This is a genomic window from Massilia pseudoviolaceinigra (genome assembly GCF_030846505.1).
GTDB lineage: Bacteria > Pseudomonadota > Gammaproteobacteria > Burkholderiales > Burkholderiaceae_D > Telluria_A > Telluria_A violaceinigra.
This window is the reverse complement of the sequence record NZ_JAVCWL010000039.1, coordinates 30421-53682: the sequence shown is the minus strand read 5'-3', so window position 1 is coordinate 53682 and position 23262 is coordinate 30421. Positions and strand designations below refer to the sequence as shown.

The 23262-nt window shown below is 65.1% G+C and carries 15 protein-coding genes; 8 read left to right on the top strand and 7 right to left on the bottom strand.

Translation table 11 applies throughout. The features are described from left to right. Nucleotides 1-9: 9 nt before the first annotated feature. A complete protein-coding gene (locus RBA40_RS28615; protein WP_306651887.1) occupies nucleotides 10-3330 on the bottom strand; it encodes a two-component regulator propeller domain-containing protein in 3321 nt (1106 codons plus the stop codon). 260 nt (nucleotides 3331-3590) lie between these two features. Here RBA40_RS28615 and RBA40_RS28610 point away from each other — a divergent pair, with 260 nt between their 5' ends. After that, a complete protein-coding gene (locus tag RBA40_RS28610; protein WP_306651885.1) occupies nucleotides 3591-5066 on the top strand; it encodes a hypothetical protein in 1476 nt (491 codons plus the stop codon). Between the two features lie 61 nt (nucleotides 5067-5127). On the opposite strand, the gene RBA40_RS28605 is transcribed toward RBA40_RS28610, so the two are convergent. Beyond that, nucleotides 5128-6087 (bottom strand): GlxA family transcriptional regulator, encoded by a 960-nt coding sequence (locus RBA40_RS28605; protein WP_306651884.1) that lies wholly within the window; start codon nucleotides 6085-6087, stop codon nucleotides 5128-5130. A gap of 110 nt (nucleotides 6088-6197) precedes the next feature. Between RBA40_RS28605 and RBA40_RS28600 the strand changes: the two genes are divergently transcribed. Next, a complete protein-coding gene (locus RBA40_RS28600) occupies nucleotides 6198-6509 on the top strand; it encodes a putative quinol monooxygenase (RefSeq protein WP_306651882.1) in 312 nt (103 codons plus the stop codon). 59 nt (nucleotides 6510-6568) lie between these two features. Continuing rightward, nucleotides 6569-7015, top strand: a complete 447-nt coding sequence (locus RBA40_RS28595; protein WP_306651880.1) for a thioesterase family protein — start codon at nucleotides 6569-6571, stop codon at nucleotides 7013-7015. A gap of 71 nt (nucleotides 7016-7086) precedes the next feature. Here the strand turns inward: RBA40_RS28595 and RBA40_RS28590 are convergent, their stop codons facing one another. From RBA40_RS28590 to RBA40_RS28580, 3 genes are all read right to left on the bottom strand, one after another. Beyond that, the gene (locus RBA40_RS28590; RefSeq protein WP_306651878.1) at nucleotides 7087-8463 is read right to left on the bottom strand and encodes a DUF1501 domain-containing protein; all 1377 of its coding nucleotides are present in this window, start codon (nucleotides 8461-8463) and stop codon (nucleotides 7087-7089) included. 28 nt (nucleotides 8464-8491) lie between these two features. Next, nucleotides 8492-10351 carry a DUF1800 domain-containing protein gene (locus RBA40_RS28585; RefSeq protein ID WP_306651876.1) on the bottom strand — a complete coding sequence of 620 codons (1860 nt, stop codon included), beginning with the start codon at nucleotides 10349-10351 and terminating at the stop codon, nucleotides 8492-8494. Between the two features lie 371 nt (nucleotides 10352-10722). Further along, a complete protein-coding gene (locus RBA40_RS28580) occupies nucleotides 10723-13905 on the bottom strand; it encodes an AfsR/SARP family transcriptional regulator (RefSeq protein ID WP_306651874.1) in 3183 nt (1060 codons plus the stop codon). A gap of 116 nt (nucleotides 13906-14021) precedes the next feature. On the opposite strand from RBA40_RS28580, the gene RBA40_RS28575 reads away from it, so the two are divergent. Both RBA40_RS28575 and RBA40_RS28570 read left to right on the top strand, forming a co-directional pair. Then, nucleotides 14022-14609 (top strand): response regulator, encoded by a 588-nt coding sequence (locus tag RBA40_RS28575; RefSeq protein WP_306651872.1) that lies wholly within the window; start codon nucleotides 14022-14024, stop codon nucleotides 14607-14609. 63 nt (nucleotides 14610-14672) lie between these two features. Next, entirely contained in the window at nucleotides 14673-17171 is a 2499-nt protein-coding gene (locus tag RBA40_RS28570) for a glycoside hydrolase family 9 protein (RefSeq protein WP_306651871.1), read from the top strand. Between the two features lie 63 nt (nucleotides 17172-17234). Here the strand turns inward: RBA40_RS28570 and RBA40_RS28565 are convergent, their stop codons facing one another. Continuing rightward, nucleotides 17235-18557 (bottom strand): homoserine dehydrogenase, encoded by a 1323-nt coding sequence (locus tag RBA40_RS28565; RefSeq protein WP_306651870.1) that lies wholly within the window; start codon nucleotides 18555-18557, stop codon nucleotides 17235-17237. 22 nt (nucleotides 18558-18579) lie between these two features. Next, a complete protein-coding gene (locus RBA40_RS28560) occupies nucleotides 18580-19809 on the bottom strand; it encodes a pyridoxal phosphate-dependent aminotransferase (protein WP_306651868.1) in 1230 nt (409 codons plus the stop codon). A gap of 226 nt (nucleotides 19810-20035) precedes the next feature. Between RBA40_RS28560 and RBA40_RS28555 the strand changes: the two genes are divergently transcribed. The 3 genes from RBA40_RS28555 to RBA40_RS28545 all read left to right on the top strand — a co-directional run bounded on the left by RBA40_RS28555 (nucleotide 20036) and on the right by RBA40_RS28545 (nucleotide 23170). Continuing rightward, nucleotides 20036-20416 (top strand): Mth938-like domain-containing protein, encoded by a 381-nt coding sequence (locus RBA40_RS28555; RefSeq protein WP_306651867.1) that lies wholly within the window; start codon nucleotides 20036-20038, stop codon nucleotides 20414-20416. Nucleotides 20417-20645: 229 nt separating this feature from the next. Beyond that, nucleotides 20646-21116 (top strand): peroxiredoxin, encoded by a 471-nt coding sequence (locus tag RBA40_RS28550; RefSeq protein WP_306651865.1) that lies wholly within the window; start codon nucleotides 20646-20648, stop codon nucleotides 21114-21116. Nucleotides 21117-21364: 248 nt separating this feature from the next. Then, the gene (locus RBA40_RS28545; protein WP_306651864.1) at nucleotides 21365-23170 is read left to right on the top strand and encodes a PhoH family protein; all 1806 of its coding nucleotides are present in this window, start codon (nucleotides 21365-21367) and stop codon (nucleotides 23168-23170) included. Nucleotides 23171-23262 lie beyond the last annotated feature (92 nt).

The window sequence follows — 23262 nt, the reverse complement described above, 5'->3', positions numbered from 1 at the left end:
GCGCCGGCATCACGCGGGCAGCGGCAGCCTGACCGTGAAGCAGCTGCCCTGTCCCGGCGTTGAGCGCACCGTCAAGCTGCCGCCATGGCGCTCCACGATGCCGAACGAAATCGACAGGCCAAGACCGGTGCCCTGCCCGGTCGGCTTGGTGGTGAAAAACGGCTCGTAGATATGGTCGATGACGGCCGGGTCGATGCCGCTGCCGCTATCGTCGAAGTCGACGTACAGCCACGCCGCGTCGGCCCGGCTGCTGATGGCCAGCACGCCGGGCGTGAAGTCGCCGCTGCGCTGCTGCTTGTCTTCGATGGCGTGGCAGGCGTTGACGATCAGGTTCATGAACACCTGGTTCAGCTGCGCCGGCCAGCACGCCAGCGGCGGGTCGGCCGCCAGCACGCAGGTAATATCGGCCACGCTGGCATACAGGGTGCGCACCAGGTGCACCGTTGCCAGCAGATTGGGGCCGACGGGCGCGGTCGTCATCGCCCCTTCGTCGGGCCGTGCGAACGTGCCAAGGTCGCGCACCAGGTCGCGGATGCGCGAGGTGCCTTCCAGGATGGTCGCGCTCTGGCGAATCAGCGCATCGACGCGGGCATTCAGGCTATCGGTCACCGCGGCGTCGGCGTCGGCCCCGGCCAGCGCCAGCAGGAACGCGCGGAAACGCTCCAGCTCCGTCGCCAGCACCTGCGCACCGGCATGGGCGAAGTTGCTGGGGTTATTGATTTCGTGCGCGATGCCGGCACTCAGGGTGCCCAGCGACGCCATTTTTTCATGCAGCACCAGCTGCTGCTGCGCGTTCTGCAAACCCTGCAGCGACGCGGCCACCTGGCGCGCCAGTTCACGTTTTTGTCCAAGCAGAACACGCACCCGGATGCGGTGCACCGCGTAGGCGCCCGCCAGCACGAACAAGCCTGCCGCCAGCCGGAACCACCAGGTTTTCCAGAACGGCGGCGTGATCGTGATCGCCAGCGCCACGCCGGCCTCGTTCCATACGCCGTCCTTGTTGCTGGCCTTGACCCGGAAAACGTAATTGCCCGGATCCAGATTGGTGTATGTGGCAAAGCGCTTGCCCGCGTCCGTCGCCACCCAGGAGCGGTCGACGCCTTCAAGCTGGTAGGCGTACCGGTTGCTCTGGGGGTCGGCGAAATGCAGGGCCGCGAACTCGAACGAAAACACCGACTGCGTGTGCGACAGCACCACCCGGCGCGCACGGTGGATGGGCGCATCGAGCACGAAGCCGTTTGGGGCCGGGCCGCTGCGCACCGACTGGTTATAGATCTGGATATCGGTAATCACGACCGGCGGCGCGCGGTCGTTGCCGCGTACCTCGCGCGGATCGAACATCGTGAAACCGTTATTGAAGCTGCCGAAGAACATGGTGCCATCCGGCTGGCGCCATGCCGCGCCGACGAAATAGTCGCCCTCGGCCATGCCGTCGCGGCTGGTGTAGTTGCGGAACGTCTCCTTGCGCGGAGCGAAGTCGGCAATGCCGCCGTCGTTGCTGATCCACAGATGGCCATTGTCGTCTTCCAGAATCCCGTCCACCGCCGGATTGGCCAGCCCTAGTTGCCGCGCGTAGGATTTGAACTGCAGCTTGCCGCCGCTGTCCGCCACCAGCCGGCTCAGGCCACCGCCGGTGCCGACCCACAGCGTGCCGTCGGCCGCTTCGTGCAGGAAGGAGACGCGATTGTGAATCAGGCTGGCCGCGTCACGGCTATCGTGGCGCGCATGGCGAAAGCGTCCGCTGGCCGGGTCGAACAGGTCAAGCCCGTTCGACGTTCCCACCCACAGGCGGCCGCGCGTGTCTTCGAGGATCGCCCAGATGAAGTTATCCGAGACACTGGTCTCGCTGGCGGCATCGTGGCGGAAGGTCGTGGCCCGGTTGGTACGCGGGTCTAGCCGGTGCAGGCCGCCGCGCGATGCAATCCAAAGCATGCCCGCGCGGTCCGGCACGATCGCCTGAATGAAGTCGCTCAAGGCATCCCCGGTTGCGAACGCGCGTGGCGTAAAGCGCCCGCTGGCTGGATCGAAGCGGCTCAAGCCGCCGTTGCGGGTACCGACCCATAACTGGCCCTGGTGGTCGCGTCCCAGCGCGGTGACCATGTTGTCGTTCAGGCTGTGCGACACGCGCGCATCGTGACGATACACCGTGGTCTGGCCGCTTTGCAGATCGTAGCGATTGACACCGCCGCCATGCGTGGCCAGCCACACCGAGCCCGGACCGTCCCCGAGGATGGCGCTGATCTTGTTATTGCTCAAAGCGCCCGAGAGTACATGGCGAAAGCCGCCTGCGTTCAGGTCGACCCGGCTGGCGCCGCCGAACCAGGTGCCGACCCACAGGATGCCGGCGCGGTCTTCGAACAGGCTGGCGACGTAGTTATCGGCCAGGCTGGCCGGGTTGCCGCTCTGGTGAACAAACGCGGCAAAGCGTCCGGCCCCGGCATCCCAGCGTTTCAGGCCGTCGGTCTGGGTCCCCGCCCACAAGGTCCCGTGGCTATCCTCGAACAGGGCGGTGACGGCGCCCGGGTTGATGCCCTCGGCGCTGCCGAAGCGGCGCCGCGCGGTGGGGGCGCCGGCCGCGATCCGCCAGGCTTCCAGGCCGAGTGCGGTGCCGACCCACAGCGTGCCGGCGCGGTCGATTCTCAGCGTACGCACCGCGTTGCGCTTGAGTGCATCCACGGCGCTGTCGTCGATGCGAAAGTGGGTGAAATGGCGCGTACCCGGCGCCAGATAGTCGACGCCCTGCTGGGTGCCGATCCACAGGCCGCCGCCGGCGTCGAACGCCAGACCGGTGACATCGTCCGCGCCCAGCGCGTGCGGATTGGCCGGATCGTGACGCTCGGTCGCAAGCTCGCCGGTGGCGCCGTCCAGGCGCACCAGCCCCGAACGCGTGGTGATCCACAGGATGCCCTTGCCATCGCTGGCGATGGTGCGCACGTCGAGATAATCGGCTTTGCTGCCGCGCGGTGGGTAGGCGCTGAAGTTTTCGCTGCGCGGATTGAAGCGCTGCAGGCCGTTGCGCGTGCCAACCCACAGCTGGCCGGCGCGGTCCTCGTGCAGCGCCTGCACCGAATTATCCGAGATGCTGGTCGCATCGGTCGGGTCGTGGCGAAAGGTGAGAAAACGGTAGCCGTCGTAGCGGGTCAGGCCGCCCTGCCCGGCAAACCACATGAAGCCGTCGCGGTCTTGCAGCATGGCGGTGACCGACGATTGCGGCAAGCCGAGCGCGGGGTTGAGCTGCTCGAAGCGCAGCCGCTCCGGCGCCGCCGCCCATGCAACGGGGCACAGCAGGCAAAGCAGGAAGGCTGCGAGCGACAAGCGCAACGAAGACATAAGGGGACCGGCAAGAGGGGCTAGCGCGCCAGTATCGCAGTCTTGCCCTGTTCTGTACAGGCAGTCAATAGGCGTGCCAAAACAACAACGAAATGGATATTGGTAATCGATACGTAATGACGCGTGAACTATCGTGGGCGCGCCCTCGCCGTTCCTACGCCCTCCTTATTCCCGCCTGCGCGGGCACGACGAAGGCGTTGGCCGGAATGGCGAGATTGGGCACGAGGACCTTGTGCCTTTACTTTTCAACTGGAGAATCCATGCAATTAACTCACACACTCGCCTGGGGCGGTCTTTGCAGCGTGCTGCTGGCCGCACCCGGCTTCGCTTCCACGGTCACCATTGAACACAATGGCAAAAACCCCTTCCCTCTCGGCGGCAAGGTCTGGTTCGTCGGTAAGCTCGATGGCGTCGGCAAGTCGATGGCCTTTTCGGTCAACGGCATCCCCGGCGGTAACGCGACGGTCGGCACCATCAACTCCCAGAACGGCGAATACCTCGCCCCGCTGGCAACGCCGCCGAACAACGCGGTGACCGTCACGGCCACCTACCGCAGCGATCCACCGGCATCGGCGAGCACCATGCTGACCTTCCGCAGCAGCACCACGCCAACGCCGACGCCGACGCCGACGCCGACCCCAACACCCACACCGACCCCAACGCCAACACCAACACCAACACCAACACCAACACCGACACCAACGGCCGGCCCCTCCATCGCCGGCTGCGAGATGTTCCCCGCCACCGCCGTCTTCAACACCCGCATCGACGACCTGGTACGCTACCCCACCCATGCCCGCAGCGACGCCTGGATCAACAGCGTCGGCAACACGCGCGCGCTGCACATGGATTTCGGCCGCAACGTCAACCAGGCCGACTATTCCACCTACTACGGCATTCCCTACAACGTGGTCGACGCCGGCACCACCACCTGGCCGCGCGTCTCGTTTGCGATCACCGATCCCAACTCGGGCAACGGCGACGGCGTGCCGGACGAAAGCGACTGCGCCGCGCCCGACGCCGCCCACACGCTCACGCGCGGCTGCAGCGCGCTACCCACCGCGAGCCAGCGCTTCCCCTACCCGAACGACAACGTGGTGAAGGCCGAATACGGCAACTGCAACGATCCGCAGCAGTGCGGCGACCGCCACGTGCTGGTGGTCGAAAAGAACGCCTGCCGCCTGTGGGAGAGCTACTTCACCTACAAGGTCAAGGGCCAGTGGCACGCCTACTCGACCGCCGCGTGGAACCTCAAATCGAATCAGATGCGCCCGCAAACCTGGACCTCGGCCGATGCCGCCGGCCTGCCGATCCTGCCGCTGCTGATGCGCGCCGATGAAGCGTCGAGCGGCGAGGTGCGCCACGCCCTGCGCGTCACCTTCGCCGACCGCGTGCTGGCCAGATCGTTCGTCTGGCCAGCCACCCACTACGCCGGTGGCGCGACCGCGAACGGCATTCCGTTCGGCGCGCTGATGCGCCTGCGCAGCGACTTCGTGATTCCGGCCAGCTGGAACACCCAGGCACGCGCGATCGCCACGGCGATGAAGCGGTATGGCGTGTACGTGGCCGACATCGGCAGCAATGCCTTCGTCACCGGTGAACCAAGCGCAAACTGGAGCCCGGACACCATTTCGCAGCTGCAGCGCATTCAAATGGGTTCCTTCGAATTCGTCGATACCCGCACCATCACGGGCAATCCGAAGTTCAACGTCAACTCCTTCCAGGCCAGCTGGTAAGGATGCCGCCCCGGCCACGCCGGGGCTCTTCACCACCGCGCATGCCGCAGCGCGCCACCGGTCAGGCCGCTCGCAGTTCCCGTATCCCCTTTCCCAACCGCCGCCTCAGCAAGGTGCGCAAGGTCACGCCGTCGGCGTAGCCGACCATCCCCGCGATCCGTTCGACACTGGTGCTGCTGGTCTTGAGCAGATGTACCGCGCTTTCGATGCGCAGGTCCTGCACATACGCCACCGGCGTCTTGCCCAGCACATCGTGCAGGCGACGCGCCAGCGTGCGCTTGCTGGTGGAAAGGTCGCTGGCCGCCAGCTCCAGGCTGAAGCGCTGGTCGAGGCGGGCGCGCACCCAGCGGTCGAAGCGCTCCACCAGCGGGTCGGCATGGGCCAGGTGGTCGGTGATGATGTAGGCCGACTGCGACGGACGGCTGTCGACGACCAGATAGCGCGCCACCAGCGCAGCCAGTTCGGGGCTGCTCTGGCGGATCAGCCAGAGCGCCATGTCGAGGTGGCTGAGGGCCGCGCCGGCGGTCAGGAACTGGCCGGAGCTGACGACCATGCGGCCGGTGTCGAGCCGCACGCCGGGATAGCGCTGGCGGAAGAACGGTGTCAGCCACCAGGTCGTCGTCGCTTCGTGGCCGTCCAGCAGGGCACTCTCGGCCAGCACGAAGGTGCCGATGCAGGCCGCCGCGATGCGCGCGCCGCCGCCCGCCCAGCGCCGCAGCGCGAGGCAGGCATCGGCCACGTCGGGACGTGCCAGTGCCGCCCCCAGCGGCTCGGGCATCTTGTATCCCAGCGCCGGCACGATCACCAGGTCCGGCACCGGGCAAGCGGCACTGGCCAGCACCGGAATGCCGAAACCCTGGGCGCTGGTCACCTGGGGCCGCATGCCGACCAGCGTGACCCGGAACGGCGGCGCCGCCACCGCCCGCAGGGCAGCGAGCTCGTTGGCGGTGGTGAAGGCGTCGAGCACGGTGGCAAGACCAGTATCGAAGACGCCTTCGAGAACAAGCACGCAAATATTCATGGCAGGATCGATACTAAAGATGTCAATCGAGCCAGTATCGCCGTGCCGGTCCCGTCTGTAAAGTCTGTTCATCGCACTTCGCGACCAACCTGACAAAAAGGAATTCCATTATGATCAAGCACGCGCTGTTGGCCCGTTTCGAAGCACGTCCGGGCAAGGAAGCGGAAGTCGCCCAATTTCTCAGCGCGGCCCTGGACATGGCAAATCAGGAGGCAAGTACGCCGCTCTGGTTTGCCCTGAAATTGTCGGAGCGCGTATTCGGCGTGTTCGACGCGTTCGAAACGGAAGCGGCGCGCCAGGCCCACCTGGGCGGCCCGATTGCCAAGGCCCTGATGGCGAACGCCGACGCACTGTTCGTGCGCCAGCCGCAGATTGAAGCGGTCGAGGTGCTCGGCCTGAAGATCGCGGCGCTGGCCAGCTAGCGCCCGAGCGGGCCGGCCCCGGCCGGCCCTGCAACGTAGATTCACACAAGGAGCATCGCATGTACCAAAAAACGCTGGTCGCCGGATGGGGCGACATGGACTTCAACGCCCACATGCGCAACACGGCCTACCTGGACAAATCGGCCGATGTGCGCATGATGTTCTTCGCCGACCACGGCTTTCCCATGGCCGAGTTCATGCGCCTGAAAATCGGCCCGGTGGTGATGAAGGATGAAGTCACCTACTTCCGCGAATTCCACCTGCTCGACGAGGTCGGCGTGACGATGGCGCTGGCCGGCCGGTCGGACGATGGCAGCCGCATGATCATCCGCAACGAGTTCTTCCGAAAAGGGACGCTGGCGGCCCGGGTCAGTTCAACAGTCGGCTGGCTCGACCTGGCATCGCGCAAGCTGGTGCGTCCGCCCGAGGCGCTGTTTCAGGTGATGCAGGGCCTGGATCGCTGCGACGACTTTGCCGACCTTCCCGACAGCCGTTCGCAGGGTTGAGCGCAGCAAAAAAAGCCGCGCGAACATCCGCGCGGCAAAGACAGAGCCGGTACTGACATCAACCCCTGCGATCAGCCCATGAAGCCCAGATCGCTGACCGCAAATTTCGCCAACTCGTCCTTGAATACTTTACTGGCGAGCATCTCCGGATTGGCCCCAAACCACCTGCCCAGCGTCGCGCCCACCTGCTGGTTCGAGAACTGCGGAATCCACACACCGCGCCCGGTCGCGTCATCCGGCCCGCCCAAGGTAAAGTCGGGGAATTTGCCGTACACGCCGCCCTTGACCGCCGCCCCGATCACCAGATGGTGGTTGCCCCAACCATGATCGGTGCCGCCGGAATTTGCCGTGAGCGTACGTCCGAAATCCGACATCGTGAAGGTCGTCACGCTCTGCTTGTGGCCGATTTCGCCGAGCGCCTGCTGGAACGCGGCCACCGACTGCGACACCTGGCGCAGCACGTTCCACTGCTGGTACACCTGCCCGCCGTGCGTATCGAAGCCGCCGATCGACACAAAGAACACTTGCCGTCCGGGTCCCTGCGCCGCGCGCTGGCGAATCAGCTGCGCCACCGTGTGCAGCTGCGTGGCCAGGGCAAAACCGGGGAACACCGTGTTCAACGGCGTGGCCGCATTCGCCTTGGCCAGGTCGTCCACCAAGACCATCCCCTGCAGCAGCGCCTTGTTGGCGGCGTTGGCCATCAGGTTCGGATTCTCGCTGGCCAGGATCTGGCGCAAGGCATCGCGCCGCGTATCGGCCTGGGCCTGCGGCCAGAAATTCATGCCGGCCAGGCCCAGTTCACCGGATTCGGGCAGCCGGTTGCCGTGCACGCTGGCGCCTTCCACGAACAGGCCGCCCGCGCCGACCGAGACCGCGTCAAGCCGTCCCGTGCTGCCCAGCACATCGAGCAGACGCCCGCCCCAGCCCGTGCCGGCGCCGGCCGGCGTGCCGGCCTGGTTCTGCAAGGTCTGGTCGGGATGCGAAAACAGCTGCGACGGATTGGCCGTGCCGGCCACGTACTGGGCCTTGGTCAGCGGCTGGCGCAAACTGCCGACGTTGAGTACCGCCGCCACTTCGCCCTGGCCGAACAGTGCATCGATTTCCGGCATGCCGTAGTGAAAGCCGAACGATTGCGCCAGCGCATCGGGCACCGCCTGCAGGGTCGCCGTGCGCGGCGACAGCAGGGTCTTGGCCGAGGTCGACAAGGCCAGCCCGGCCGCGCTGCGCGCCGCGGAATACTTGGCGTAGTGGGCCGCGTCGAGCGGCACGATCATATTGTTGCCGTCATTGCCGCCGAACATATACAGGCACACAAGGGCCTTGTAGTCGGTGACGGCGGCCTGTGCGGGTGCCGCGCCCAGCAAGCCCATGCCCGACAGGGTGCCCAGCAGGCTGGCCTGGGCGCTACCGCGCAAGAATCCCCGGCGCGAGGTCGAAACTGTATCCATCTTGAATCCTTTGTATGGTGAAGGCCGCTTACAGGTGCACGGCGAAATCGGAAACCGCGCTCAGATACAGCGCCGTGATCGCGCGCTGGCGCGGATCGCTGATGGCCTGGATCGTCACGCCGAGCTGGGTACGGGTAGCCGGACGCATGCGGCCGGCCAGCAGGTTGGTGTCCACCAGATTGATCAGCTTGGCCGGATCGGCCGCGACGTTCACGTATGGGGTGATATCGATTTTCACCATGCTGCTCAGGTTGCCCGCGATCAGGTTATAGGCCAGGTTGGCGCGCGTTACCGCCAGGCTCGGCGAATAGATCTGGAATTCCGGACCGTACAAGGCCGGCGAACCGGGCAGACGGGTCATCGGCGAGTAGAAATTGAACACGCTTGGCGACTTGAGCAGCTCCTGGCCGACGCCGTGGTAACTCCAGAACAGATTGGTCGGGTCCAGCACCTGCCCATTGAGCGCGCGCACCAGGCCGAGCGTGTGCATGATCGGATCCTTGAGCTGGCCGTGGGCGGCGCCCGGCGTGGCCGGACGCGCTTCGACATCGGTCAGCACCGCGCGCAAGGTGGCGGCCAGGTCGCCCCGGCCGGCCGGGCCTTGGGCGAACACATCGGCCACGCGCTTGATGTAGGCCGGGCTCGGATTACTCGTCACGAACGCGCGGATCAGGCGTGTGGCGATGAACGGCGGCAGGTTCGGATGCTGGAACAGGTTCTGCATCACCGCGTCGTAGTCCTGCACCGTGTTTTGCCCGGCGGGCAGATGCGTACCGTTGAGCAAGGTCTTGGCGCCCTTGTCGTGATAAGCGTCGCGCGGCTGCAAGGGGCCGGTGAAATTTTCCCAGTTGATGCCGGTGGCGTTGGTGCCGGCGTAGGTCCAGCCGCTCAGCGCGCGCGAGAATTCGCCGATGTCAGCCTGGGTGTAGGCGGGAATGGTGTCGCCGTTGCGGTCGAGCTGGGCGCTGCCATCCTGGTTCAGCATGGTTGTGCCGATGGTAAACAGCTGCATCACTTCGCGCGCGTAGTTTTCGTTGGGCGACGGCATGACGCTGTTGCCCAGGTCGAGATACTTGCCCATGGCCGGATTCAAGGTCATCTCGCGCAGCAGGCCGTTGAAGTTGCCGAAGGCGTGCTTCTGCAAGGTCATCAGCCAGGGTTGCATTTCGTTGGGGTAGGGATTCTTGTCCGCCGAAACGACGAAGATTTGCGACAGCGCGAAAATCATGCGCTGGCGCAGCTGGTCCTTGCCGGTTGCCATGTTGCGGTACCAGTTGGTGGCCAGCTGGTTCAGGCTGCTTGCGACCGGCATCGGGCTGGCGGGCGTGGCAAACTGCTGGGTCAGCCAAGCGTTCTGGCCGATGGTTTGCAACTGCGCTACCTCGGCTGCGGTGGCACCGAAGCTGGCCTGTTCCAGGAAGCGTACCGCGGCCACCTTGGCTGCGTCTGGAACCGGGATCGGAGTTGGCGTTGGCGTGGGCGTGGGCGTGGGCGTTGGCGTGGGCGTGGGCGTCGGAGTTGGGGTCGGCGTTGGCGTTGGCGTTGCGACAGCGGTACGCAACGGCAGCACGATCGATCCGGACACTGGCGCGGTCCCATACGTCTTTGCGGAAATGGTTACCGCTTTATTGGCCGGCATCACCATCGGTGCAACGTACTTGCCGTTTTGCGAATTGACCGTGCCCACGGCGGCGTTACCGCCCGGAACGCCGTTGACGGAAAACTCCATGCTGCGTCCCACGCCATCGAGCTTGCCGAGCAGCCACACCGTGCTACCCAGCGCAAACGGCGCCTTGCCGCTGTATTCGACCGTCACTGTCGCGGCAAACGCCGGCGCGGCCACCATCAGGCACACGGGCGCCCACATCCACACTCTGCTACCTTGCATTTCAACCTCCCTGTTGTCGTTGTCGTATCCGCGCCTTGGTCGAAGCGACAAAGACAGGCCGAACAGCGAACATCATCAGGGAGGGCGAATTACGAATGGATTACAGAAGACCAATTTACTGCATTTTTGACAAGAATCACACAGCGACGTTGCCTTATCGAGGTCTGCCCCTAATGCCGCTAACTTAAGCTCCGTCATTCCCGCGCAGGCGGGAATCCAATTCCGTAGCGCAGTCACAGGCGGCTCGACGAACTTGGATTCCCGCCTTCCCGGGAATGACGGTTTCGAAGTTGGTGATCAAATAACGGCCTGACTTAACGCCATTAAGGTCTGACCCCGGTCAGGAAATATTGCCGACTGGAAGTGATCCTTTATCTGAGGCCGAGCGCGACGGCCAGCTTTTCGGTGTCGTACGAGGGCGATACGCCAAGTACGATCGAGAGGGTGTCGCGGCAGCGCCTGTAGGCGCCGAAGGCGGCCGCTGCGCCATCCTGCGCGTGGGCGCAGCGCATCCAGCCGCGGTAGTTCGCCTCCGACAGCGGCTCGGCCGCCAGCGCGCGCTGGTACAGGCTCAGGGCGCAGCCCCATTCCTGCATCGCTTCGAGCAGCCGCCCAAGCTGGCCGACCGCGGCCAGGAAAAGGTTGCGCGCGCGCTCGCGCACCGGCAGTATCCAGGTGTCGTCGGCACCGTCGCAGAACGGGCCACGGTACAAATCGAGCAGCGCGGCGCTGCAGCGCCCCACTTCCGCCACCTCGGCGTGCGCCGGCAGGCTGGCAATGGACGCGCACAGGTCGGCCAGCGCGCTCACGTCGGTCCAGACACGCTGTTCGGCCAGGCGCGTCCTGCCGCCGGAAACGACCACCGCCTCGTCGCTGAGCAGCAGCTTGCGCAGGCGGTGCACCGTTACGTTCAGCGCCGATTTGGCGACGTCGGTGCTGCCCCACAGCTGCGCGACCAGCGCCGCCTGGGCCTTGCCGCCCTCGCCCGCCGCCACCAGATTCCTGAGCAGGGCCAGTGGGCGCTGCTGCGCCTTGCCGGTGGCAACCACCGGGGCGCCGTGCAAGGTCAGCTCGAATTTTCCGAGCGTGCGTACCGCGACCGGCCATGGCCAGCCTTGCACGCAGCGGGTCGGCGCGGCGAGCCGCTGACGCATGACGATGGCGCCGACATGGGCCGCATCGATGCCGTTTTCCAGCGCCAGCGCCGCCACCCGCGCGGCCAGCGCCGGCACCGTCGCAAACAGGGCGTTGGTCTGGCGCCGCCGGTGGCTGGCCATCGCCGCGTCCATCAGCGCTGCCGCGCGCGCGCCCTCGCCGCTCGCCGCGCTGGCGCAGGCGTCGATGAAGTCGCGTTCTTCGCCCAGCAGCAGCGCTTGCACGCCAAATGCGGCGGCCACCGCCTGGCCATAGCACTCCAGCGCCGGGGCATACGCGCCGGCCCACGCATGGCAGGCGCCGAGGAAAGCGTCGAAACGGGCCCGCTCGCGCGCCGGCACGCCGGCGTCGACGGCCAGGCGCAGCGTCTCCCGCGCGGCGTTCAGCGCGCCAGCCAGGTCGCCAGCCAGCGCCAGGCACTGCGCATCGAGGGCGTTCAGCTCGACCAGTTGCAAGGGGCTCGACGCCGGCAGCGTCGCGCGCATCTGGTCCAGCAGGCTGCGCGCCGCATCCACCGCGCCGGTGCCGAGCAGGTGATGCACTTCGAGCGACTGGAACAGCACCGGATCGAGGCCGGCATCGATGACGATGCGGCGGGCCTCGCCCGTGATGCGCTGCGCCTGCCCCAGGTCGCCCTCCTTGTTGTACCAGCGCGCCACCCGGCCGTACCAGCGCACCCGGTGCGATGCGCCGACAGCGGCATCGTCGGCGCACGCGCCAAGCTGCGCCACCAGCGCGTTGGCGCGGCCGGCGTTGTCCATCGAGTCGAAGTAGCGCAGCAGGCAGGCGCCCGCTTCCAACCGTGCGAGCGGATCGTCGACCTGGTCGAGCGCCAGCCGGGCGCGCTGCACGCACGCCGCCAGCAAAGGCGATTGCGGCGCCACGTACAGCAGCGCACAGGCCATGCGCGAATGCAGCCGCAGGTCGAGCGCGGGATCGAGCACCACCGGATCGAGCGCCTGCACCCCCTCGGTCAACACCGCCAGCCAGCGCGGCAAGGCGCTGAAGTCGGCCCATTCGGCGTCGTAGGTGTCGATGATGGCGCTCACCGCCTGCAGGCGCGCCGGCAGGTCGCCGGCCTGCTCAAAAGCGCGCTCGGCGCGGATCAGGATGCGCCGCGCGTGCAGCGGCTGCACATCGGCCAGCGAAACGCCGTGCCAGTAGGCGAGCCAGGGCCGGGTGTCGGCCATGTCCGCCGGCAGGCAGCTCATCCAGAGGCGCAACGACTGGCCGCGGCCACTGGCCACCATGCCGGCGGCGCGGCGCAGCAGGAAGGCCGCCAGAGCCTGATGCGCCTGCGCCTCGATGTACAGGCTTGCCGCTTCATCGATGCGGCCGTGCGCATCGGCGATGGCTGCGGCCTGGGCGGTCAACGCCAGGCGCTGCGCGGGATCGAGCAGTTCGCGGGCCTGCCGGCGCAGAAACGCGCCGAACAGCCCGTGGAAAGCGTAGCTGTCGCCGCGCCGCTCGACGAACAGGCGGCGCCGGTACAAGCGTTCGAGCAGCAGCGGCGCGCCAGGGTCGCCCGTGAGCGTGTGCGCATCGGCGCCGGACATGGCCGGCAAACAGGCCAGCATCAGCAGCAGGTGCTGCGATTGGGCGGGCAGGCGCCCGACAATCTCGCCTGCGAAATAGCGGAACAGCGCTTCGCGTCCTTCCGCCAGACCGGCGCGGGGCTGTCCAGGGACACTGCGCAGCAGCGCAACGCCCGCGGCCCAGCCATCGACCAGATCGAGCCACTGCGCCACCTCCTGATCGGCCAGGTCGTCTGCCTGCGCCAGCGCGCGCGTCTCGGCCGCGTCCAGGCGCAGCGCGTCCCAACCGATCATGCCCAGCCGCCCGTCGAGCTCCATGCGCGCCAGGCACGTGGGCGGTGCTTCGCGGCTGACGGCCAGCAGCGTCACCCCGGCCGGCACTTCCGCGCATGCCGCTTCGAGCAGGTAGCCGGCGTTGTTCCAGTCGACGTCGTGCACGTTGTCGAGTACGACAAGAGCGCCTTGCGGCAGGTGGGCATAGAACTGGCGGAAGAACAGTCGCGCGTGTTGTGCCGCGTCGCCCGCCACTTGCGGCACGTGCCAGGGCGAGTCGCCGTCGAGGGTGCGCAGGGCGTCGGCCAGGAAGAACAGCAGCGTGGCCGGATCGGCGTCGCCCTGATCGAGCTGGCACCACAGCACCGGCGCCTCGCACTGGAGCGCATAGCTGGCGGCCAGCGTGGTCTTGCCGGCGCCCGGCGGGGAGGAAATCCACAGCACCGCATGCCGGCCGCGCAAGCGGTCGATCAGCGAGAACAGACGCGTGCGCTGGAGCGGCTCGAAAAGGCGGGGAAGCGTCAGCTTGGCGTAGGCCGGAACAGCATGCGGCCGTGGGTGAGTGCGTGTTCCGATTGCGCGTGTAGCCATGGTCTCTCTGTCGTTCAGGGCCCGAAGGCGTATACAATACACGAGCGCACAGCGCCACTGCCGTATTTTTCCTTACCGCCCGGCCGGCCGGACCGGATGTCCATTCTCTCAAAACTATGGCAATTTTCAAAACAGAAAACCTGGCCCTGTTCGATCGGCAGCACGCTTTGTCGGACGCGCGCCACACCGTCATGCTGGTCGATGACATGGACGCCAACGTTTCCGTCATGGCCGCGATCCTGCGCCCGCACTTTCATCTGATCGAAGCGCGCGACGGCCAGGAAGCCCTGCGCCTGATCGGCGAACTGCCGCCATCGCAGGAGCTGGCGTGCATCGTGAGCGACCACCGCATGCCGCGCATGAGCGGCGTGCAGCTGTTCGAGCGCACCTCGCTCATGCTGCCCGATACGCTGCGCATCCTGGTGACGGCCTACCTCGATCTCGACGCCATCGTCGACGCGGTCAACGCCGGCCACATCTACCGCTTCATCGCCAAGCCGTTCGACGCCGGCGGTTTCCTGCTGGCGGTGCAGTGCGCGGTAGCCGCTTTCGAGCATCGCCGCCTGCTGGGCGCTTATCATCGGGCGCTGGAAGAGTCGCTGCCGGTGCTGCCGGCGGCAGCGGCGCTGCGCGAGCAGGCCCGAGCCGCCCATGCAAGCCTGACGGCGCTGGAAGCCCGGGTACGGGCCACGCTGCCCACATGACATATCGGTAATCGATCGGTAACTCCTGGCGGCCTAGAATCTGCCCACAACAAAAGGAGACCGATGAATACCGTTACTTTATCAATCGTGGCCGGCATTGGCGCGTCTGTGCTGGGTGTGTCCTTCGCCCAGACGGCGGGCGCCATCGTCAGCGTCCACGCGGCAGCGCCGCAGGTGATCGTGGTCGAACTGCAGACCGCCACCACCAACGAGGCCGGCGGAACAGCCACCAGACCCGATGCGCTCGACCTGGCCCTGACCAGATGGACGGTCAACGGCCAGGCACCGCTGGGGATCAGCCGCATGTCGACCCCGTACGACGAGCAAAAGGCGCTGGCCACGACGAGCCCCAACCTGTTCCCGGTGACGGTGCGCCACAAGATCTACCTGCGGCTTGACAAACCGCTGGCCCAGGGCCAGCCGTACACCATCGCCACGCCCTACGGCGCGACACGGCTGGCCTTCGACAACCGCGCCACCTGGTGCGAATCGATCAAGGTCAACCAGACCGGCTACAGCAAGCTTGCCAGCTCGCGCTTCGCCAACTTCGGCGCCTACCTGGGCAACGCCGGCTCGCTCAAGCTGCCGGCCGGATCTCGCTACGAGGTGATCGACGAGCGCAGCGGCAGGACGGTGCTCGGCGGCGAGCCGCAATATATCAAGGACGATACCGCAACCGCCAGCGCCAGCTCGGGCGAGCATGTGTACCGCCTGCGGCTCGACCAGTTGCCCGAGGGCGGTCCCTACTTCGTCTCCGTGCCGGGTTGCGGGCGTTCGCGCTCGTTCGCGGTGGGTAACGACGCCAGCCGCAAGATCGCCTATGTGTTGGCGCGCGGCCTGTATCACCAGCGCTGCGGCACGGCGCTCAAGCAGCCCTACACCCGCCACACGCGCGAAATGTGCCACGCCACCGTGGCCGATACGCGCACGCCATGGGTATCGACGCCAAAGCTGTCGGTGCCGGACAACGCGGTCATGCACCCGCTGATCGGCGGCCACCACGACGCGGGCGACTTCGACCGCCGCCCGATGCACACCATCATTCCGATCCTGATGCTGTCCTACTTCGATGCCTTTCCCACGCACTTCGTCGACCGTCAATACAATATTCCGGAGTCCGGCAACGGGATTCCCGATTTCGTCGATGAAGCCCTGTGGGCCGTCCTGTCGTGGGAGAACCTGCAGGTGATGGACTCGCACGATCCGCAGTTCGGCGGCGTGCGCGCCGGCACCGAGATGAACCGCCATCCAGCCTACGGCGTGCATAGCGCGGCCAGCGATCCGGGACGTTACGGCACCTGGGCTGTGAGCGAAGAAGTCACGGCGCTGTCGGCCGGGATCTTCGCCCACGCAGCGCGCGTGATCCGCCCGCACGACCCCGTACGCGCCAACGCCCTGGTGCAACGCGCCAGGCTGGCCTGGCGGTACCTCGAAAAGACCGCGACACCGGAGGCCACGAAAGCGCGCTTCATGTATGGCGCGCTGCAGCTGTACCTGGCCACCGGCGAGGCGCGCTATCACTCGCTGTTCAAGAATGCCGCGCAGGCCATCGTCATCAAGAACGGAACATGGCCCGAGCAGTATTTGCCGGGCAATGCCAGCGCCGCAGTGCAGAGCGCGCATTTTGTCAGCTACCTGACGGCGCACGGCCGCGCGGTCGATCCGGCATTGGCGCAGGCGCTCAAGGACCGCATCGTCTACTTCGCCGATCGCGGCGGCTATGTCGGGCCGCCTCCGGAAAGCCAGGCCTATCCGCAGGGCGCGACCGCGTTCCTGGCGTGGGGCGCCACCACCACGCAAGGGAAATACGCCGACGTGTATGCGTTCGCGTCGCTGTTCGCGGCGAACGCTGGCAAGAAGCAGGCTTACATCAATGCGGTCAGCCAGTATGCCGACTTCTCGCTGGGGCTCAATCCGTTGGGACGCTCATTCGTGACCGGACTGGGAACGGACACGCCGCAAAGCCCGGCCCATCTCGATTCGTACTTCACCAAGTACGGGCTCGCCGATGGCGCCGGCGCCAACCCGCACGTCAAGGCCATCGGCAATGTGCCGGGCATCGTGGTGTACGGACCGACCGAGGGACGCAGCGGCGCGGCCTACCAGACGGCGGTGAGCAACAAGCTGTATCCGGCGTGGGACAAGCTGCCCGGCCTGCGGCGCTGGGGCGACGGCTGGTCTCTCATTAACAGCAATGAGTTCAGTACCTGGGAGACGATGGTGTGGAACGCGGCGATGCACGGCTTTCTGTACAACGCCAGCCAGGACCCGGAGGCGACCAGCATTGCGCCCGATTGCGATGGCGCGACCTGTCCGCCAACCAAGCCGAATGCCTGCGTGATCGAGCCTACGACAGGCGCGCTGGTGTTGAGCGGCCTGGCGACCAATATCGTGTGCGTGCAGCGTACCGATAACTGGGCGCAGCAGCCTGTGGTGAACGGAAAGGCGCGATTTGCCACGCCAAGAGCTGTGCCGGGAACGCGCGTGTATGGCTTTAGCGGCATGAACAGCTATGGAGCATGCACCACGAAAGTGGTGCAGCTGACCTGCGAGACGCCGTAAGCATCAGCGCGAACCCCTCGCCCGCGCGCCGAGGCAATCCTCGGCGCGGGGGTAACGCTATCATCAGCTCAGGTTTTCAAGGCGGATCTTGACGACCTTGCCCACCACCGCACCAAGTGCTTCGATCTTGCCGATCGCCGCATCGATGTTCTTTTCCTGCGTCTGGTGCGTCAGCATGATGATGTCGGTGCGCGTTTCGCCCTCACCCGGTTCCTTCTGCAGCACCGCGTCGATCGAGATCCTGGCGTCGGCCAGAATGCGCGTCAGGTCGGCCATCACGCCCAGCTGATCCTTCACATACACCCGCAGGTAGTAGCTGGTGGTGATCTCGGACATCGGCAGAATGGCCACGTTGGTCATCTGATTCGGCTGGAACGCCAGATGCGGCACGCGGTATTCCGGATCGGCCGTCGCCAGGCGGGTGATGTCGACCAGATCGGCAATCACCGACGACGCCGTCGGCTCCGCGCCCGCGCCCTTGCCGTAATAAAGCGTGGCGCCAACCGCATCGGCCTGCACCAGCACCGCGTTCATCGCCCCTTCCACGTTGGCGATCAGGCGCTTGGCGGGAATCAGGGTCGGGTGCACGCGCAGCTCAATCCCTTCCACGCCATCGACCACGGTACGCTTGGTGATTCCCAGCAGCTTGATACGGTAGCCCAGCTGCTCGGCGTAGCGGATATCGATCGCCTGCAGGCTGCTGATGCCTTCCACGTGCGCTTTGTCGAACTGCACCGGGATGCCGAACGCAATCGCGGCGATGATGGTCGCCTTGTGCGCGGCGTCCACGCCTTCGATGTCGAAAGTCGGATCGGCTTCGGCGTAACCCAGCTCCTGCGCCTGTTTCAGCACGGTGGCGAAGTCCAGCCCCTTGTCGCGCATCTCGGACAAAATGAAGTTGGTGGTGCCGTTGATGATGCCGGCCACCGATTCGATACGGTTCGCGGTCAGGCCTTCGCGCAGCGCCTTGATGATCGGGATGCCGCCGGCTACCGCCGCCTCGAACGCCACCATCACGCCCTTGGCCTGGGCCGCGGCGAAGATCTCGTTACCGTGCAGCGCCAGCAGCGCCTTGTTGGCGGTGACGACGTGCTTGCCGTTGCCGATTGCCTTGAGCACCAGCTTCTTGGCCGTGTCGTAGCCGCCGATCAGTTCGACCACGATATCGATGTCGGGATGGTTGACCACCAGTTCAGGGTCGGTCACCAGCTCGCAGTCGGTGCCCACGATGGCGCGCGCGCGATCCAGGTTACGTACCGCGACCATCGCAATCTCGATGCCGCGGCCGGCGCGGCGCCGGATTTCTTCCTGGTTGCGTTTGAGGACGTTAAAGGTGCCGGCACCAACTACGCCGAGGCCGATCAGGCCGATTTTGATGGGTTTCATAGTTCTTTATCTGGTAGGGGTATCAGCCGCGCCCATGGCGGCGTCGGTAGCCGTCAAGGAAGCGCGCAATGCGGCCGCAAGCGTCGGTCAGGTCGTCGGAATTGGGCAGGAACACGAGACGGAAGTGATCCGGCGCGATCCAGTTGAAGCCCGTTCCCTGCACCACCAGGACTTTTTCTTCGGCCAGCAGGTCGTAGGCAAACTGCTGATCATCCGCGATCGGGTACATCACGGGGTCGAGGCGCGGGAACATGTACAGCGCAGCTTTTGGCTTCACGCAGGTCACGCCCGGAATGTCGGTTAAGAGTTTGTGCGCCATGTCGCGCTGGCGCAGCAGGCGTCCGCCCGGGCCAACCAGGTCGTTGATACTCTGGTAGCCGCCCAGCGCCGTCTGGATCGCGAACTGGCCCGGCGCATTGGCGCACAGGCGCATCGATGCCAGCATGTTCAGGCCATCGATGTAATCCCTGGCATGGCGTTTTTCGCCCGACACCACCATCCAGCCGGCGCGGTAGCCGCACGAACGGTAGTTTTTCGACAGGCCGTTCAGGGTAATGAACAGCACATCGTCGGCCAGCGACGCGATCGAGTCGTGCTGCTCGCCGTCGTACAGGACCTTGTCGTAGATTTCGTCGGCCAGGATGATCAGCTGGTGCTGGCGCGCCAATTCGATGATCTCGAGCAGGATTTCGCGCGGATACAACGCGCCGGTCGGGTTGTTCGGGTTGATCACCACGATCGCCTTGGTGTTGCTGGTGATCTTGCGGCGCATGTCGTCGATGTCGGGAAACCAGCCAGCCTGCTCGTCGCAGACGTAGTGCACGGGGTTACCGCCCGACAGGCTCACGGCCGCGGTCCACAGCGGGTAATCCGGGGCTGGAACCAGCACTTCGTCGCCGTTGTTCAACAGACCGTTCATGGCCATGACGATCAGTTCCGAGGCGCCATTGCCGAGGTAAATGTCTTCGATGGTCACGCCATTGATGCGCTTGCTCTGCGTGTAGTGCATGACGGCCTTGCGCGGCGCGAACATGCCTTTCGAATCGGTGTAGCCGGCGGCGCCGTGCATGTTGAGGATCATGTCTTGCACGATCTCGTCGGGCGGGTCGAAACCGAACACGGCCAGGTTGCCGATATTGAGTTTGATGATCTTGTGGCCTTCTTCCTCCATCTGCTTGGATTTTTCCAGCGCGGGGCCGCGGATTTCGTAGCAGACGTCGTCGAGCTTGTTCGATTTCAGAATCGGTCGCAAAATATTTCCCTGTTCAGTGGCTTTGTTGCAGTGCGAAAAATACCCATTCTGCCGAAAGGAGGCGATTTAATCAACCGGAGGTTTCGCCAACATTCGGCAAAAACACGCGAAATGATATCGCTTTGACGTCCGTTTCGCGAAAATTCGCGGTTTACTGGACTTTGTGGCATGCTAACGCCACGCGCAGCGCCGAAGTGCCCTGCATCACCTTTTCAGTGCCCATGCCATGAAGCTCCATTCCAGTACCACCCAACAATACCAGACCGTGACCGGTTACGACGAAACCGGGGTCGAAATCAACGCCCAGCGCTTCGACTACAGCCTGCTCGTGATGCCCGAAACGCCACCGCGCGCCTGGGACGTCCCCACTTTCGAGGCCCTGACGGCCGACCATTTCGAGAAAATCGAACAGGACAAGCCGGATGTGGTCATTCTCGGCACCGGCGACCGGCAACGGTTCGTCCATCCGAAGCTGATCGCCGCGCTGCTGGAGCGGCGTATCGGCTGCGAGTGCATGGATAACAAGGCGGCCTGCCGGACGTACAACATTCTGATGGGCGAGGGGCGCAGGGTGACGCTGGCGCTGATTTTGGGCGAGGCTCGATAGAGCGCGCATTTGCACAGACCACCAGCTTCACAACTGTCGTTCCCGCGCCAAGGCGGCACTCGGCGGGAACGACGGGTTATCGATTAACCGGAGTTTGGGTGGAAGCAAGAGAATTAACTTGCAATCCCGCACCGCGCCCCCATATCTGCTGCGCCCAAACACGTTTCCCCCTCCCCTGTTGCGCTGCGGGGTATAAAATCAGCGCTGACTCACCTTCAGGAGAGAACCTGTGGCTGATAGCCAAACTGCAGCACCTTATACCGACTTCTCCGCCGTCATGACGGGAGACAAGCCGTTCCAGCTGTCCGGCCGCCCTGCCCGCTACACCGTACTGTACTTTTATCCAAAAGACAATACGCCCGGCTGCACCACCGAAAGCATCGCTTTCCGCGACCTGCACGAGCAGTTCCAAGAGGCCGGCACCGAAATCTACGGCATCAGCCGCGATTCGCTGCGCTCGCACGAAGGCTTCAAATCCAAGCTCGGCCTGCCGTTCGAACTCATTTCCGACCCCGAGGAAGCCATGTGCCTTCAGTTCGGTGTGATGAAAATGAAGAATATGTACGGTAAGCAAGTGCGCGGGGTCGAACGCAGCACGTTTGTAATTGACGCTGATGGTAAATTGATGAAAGAATGGAGAGGCGTGAAAGTCCCTAATCACGCCGAGGACGTGCTGGAATTTGTAAAGAGCCAACCTTGAGCAGGACGGCTCGAAGCCAGGGGACCCTGTCGATCAACCCGCAGCAGAACCGATTGCACCAGCCATTTTGAGTCACACCTTCCGTATTCCGCATCATCCCAATCTGGCGGCCTGCCGGCCCGGCCACTATGCCGGGCCCGACCACCACCCCCTTAGTTCGCACAGCCGCATCGAGCCCGCCGCCACAAGCGCCGCCTGCGCCGACGCCACCGGGCTATCCTCCTGCACCTTTTTAGATTGAGACTCTGATGCCACTGCCAAAAATCCCCACCAAGCCAGCCACCCTGCTGCTGGCCGAAGATTATCCGAAAGCCGACCGCACCAAGCCCGCCTCCGTACAGGCGGTGCCGGTCGCCAAACCAAAACTGAGCGCGGTCGCCGAAATCGCGGCCGAACCGGTCGCCAAAGCGCCGGCCAAAACCACGCGCGCCAAGGCGCCAGCCAAGCAGGCTGCCCTGGTCGCTGCATCGCCGGCGCCCGCGCCACTGGTCTCCTCGCCGCTGGTGATGGAAACCCCGATTGCAAAACCTTCCGGCCGCGGCAAGGAAAAGCAGCCGGTCGACCTGGAAGCGCCGCACCCGGCCAAGCACAAGGCCGTCGAGATGACGGTCAAGTCGTCCACCAGCCGCAATGCCGACCAGACCGGCAAGACCAAGATGTTCGTGCTCGACACCAACGTGCTGATGCACGACCCTTCGTCGCTGTTCCGCTTCGAAGAGCACGATGTCTACCTGCCGATGATGACCTTGGAAGAGCTCGACGACCACAAGAAGGGCATGTCCGAAGTGGCGCGCAATGCACGCCAGGTTTCGCGCACGCTCGACGCGCTGGTCGGCAGCATCGACGATGGCGCGATCGAAAACGGCATCCCGCTGGCCAAGCTGGGCAACAAGGACGCCAAGGGCCGCCTGTTCTTCCAGACGCGCCTGCAAAACGGCCCGACCCTGCCTGAAGGCCTGCCGGTCGGCAAAGCCGACAACCAGATCCTGGGCGTCGTGCGCAACCTGGAAGCGGAGCAGCCGGGCCGTGCCATCGTGCTGGTGTCGAAGGACATCAACATGCGCATCAAGGCGCGCGCGCTGGGCTTGCCTGCCGAAGACTACTTCAACGACCACGTGCTGGAAGACAGCGACCTGCTGTACTCGGGCATCGTGCAGTTGCCGGACGACTTCTGGAACAAGAACGGCAAGGACATGGAGTCCTGGCAGGAAAACAAGAACGGCGTCTCGTCGACCTTCTACCGCGTCACCGGCCCGACCATGCTGACCTTGCTGGTGAACCAGTTCGTGTACCTGGAACCAAAGAATGGCGAAGCGCCGTTCTACGGCCAGGTCAAGCAGCTCAACGGCAAAACCGCCGTGATCCAGACCCTGCGCGACTTCAGCCACAACAAGAACAATGTGTGGGGGGTCACCGCGCGCAACCGCGAGCAGAACTTTGCGCTGAACCTGCTGATGAATCCGGAATGCGATTTCGTCACCCTGCTCGGCCAGGCCGGTACCGGCAAGACCCTGCTGGCCCTGGCGGCCGGCCTGGCGCAGGTGCTCGAGACCAAGCTGTACAACGAAATCATCGTCACCCGCGTCACGGTGCCGGTGGGCGAAGACATCGGCTTCCTGCCGGGTACCGAGGAAGAGAAGATGGGGCCGTGGATGGGCGCCTTCGACGACAACCTCGAAGTGCTCAACAAGTCCGATTCGGATGGCGGCGAGTGGGGTCGCGCGGCAACGCAAGACCTGATCCGCTCGCGCATCAAGATCAAGTCGCTCAACTTCATGCGCGGCCGCACCTTCGTGAACAAGTTCCTGATCATCGATGAAGCGCAGAACCTGACGCCGAAACAGATCAAGACCCTGGTCACGCGCGCTGGTCCCGGCACCAAGATTCTGTGCCTGGGCAATATCGCGCAGATCGACACGCCGTACCTGACCGAAGGTTCGAGCGGCCTGACCTACGTGGTGGACCGCTTCAAGGGCTGGTCGCACAGCGGCCACGTGACCCTGGCGCGCGGCGAGCGTTCGCGCCTGGCCGACCACGCGAGCGAAGTGCTGTAACACGCCGCGTTCCCACAGACTAGTACAGTCGAAACGGCCTCTCTCCAGTCATCTGGACAGAGGCCGTTTTCTTTTTGCCGCCCGCTTTGCGA

Excerpts from the sequence above, each read along its gene's own strand:
- RBA40_RS28615 (WP_306651887.1), bottom strand. The coding sequence starts at position 3,330 with ATGTCTTCGTTGCGCTTGTCGCTCGCAGCCTTCCTGCTTTGCCTGCTG.
- RBA40_RS28610 (WP_306651885.1), top strand. The coding sequence starts at position 3,591 with ATGCAATTAACTCACACACTCGCCTGGGGCGGTCTTTGCAGCGTGCTG.
- RBA40_RS28605 (WP_306651884.1), bottom strand. The coding sequence starts at position 6,087 with ATGAATATTTGCGTGCTTGTTCTCGAAGGCGTCTTCGATACTGGTCTT.
- RBA40_RS28600 (WP_306651882.1), top strand. The coding sequence starts at position 6,198 with ATGATCAAGCACGCGCTGTTGGCCCGTTTCGAAGCACGTCCGGGCAAG.
- RBA40_RS28595 (WP_306651880.1), top strand. The coding sequence starts at position 6,569 with ATGTACCAAAAAACGCTGGTCGCCGGATGGGGCGACATGGACTTCAAC.
- RBA40_RS28590 (WP_306651878.1), bottom strand. The coding sequence starts at position 8,463 with ATGGATACAGTTTCGACCTCGCGCCGGGGATTCTTGCGCGGTAGCGCC.
- RBA40_RS28585 (WP_306651876.1), bottom strand. The coding sequence starts at position 10,351 with ATGCAAGGTAGCAGAGTGTGGATGTGGGCGCCCGTGTGCCTGATGGTG.
- RBA40_RS28580 (WP_306651874.1), bottom strand. The coding sequence starts at position 13,905 with ATGGCTACACGCGCAATCGGAACACGCACTCACCCACGGCCGCATGCT.
- RBA40_RS28575 (WP_306651872.1), top strand. The coding sequence starts at position 14,022 with ATGGCAATTTTCAAAACAGAAAACCTGGCCCTGTTCGATCGGCAGCAC.
- RBA40_RS28570 (WP_306651871.1), top strand. The coding sequence starts at position 14,673 with ATGAATACCGTTACTTTATCAATCGTGGCCGGCATTGGCGCGTCTGTG.
- RBA40_RS28565 (WP_306651870.1), bottom strand. The coding sequence starts at position 18,557 with ATGAAACCCATCAAAATCGGCCTGATCGGCCTCGGCGTAGTTGGTGCC.
- RBA40_RS28555 (WP_306651867.1), top strand. The coding sequence starts at position 20,036 with ATGAAGCTCCATTCCAGTACCACCCAACAATACCAGACCGTGACCGGT.
- RBA40_RS28545 (WP_306651864.1), top strand. The coding sequence starts at position 21,365 with ATGCCACTGCCAAAAATCCCCACCAAGCCAGCCACCCTGCTGCTGGCC.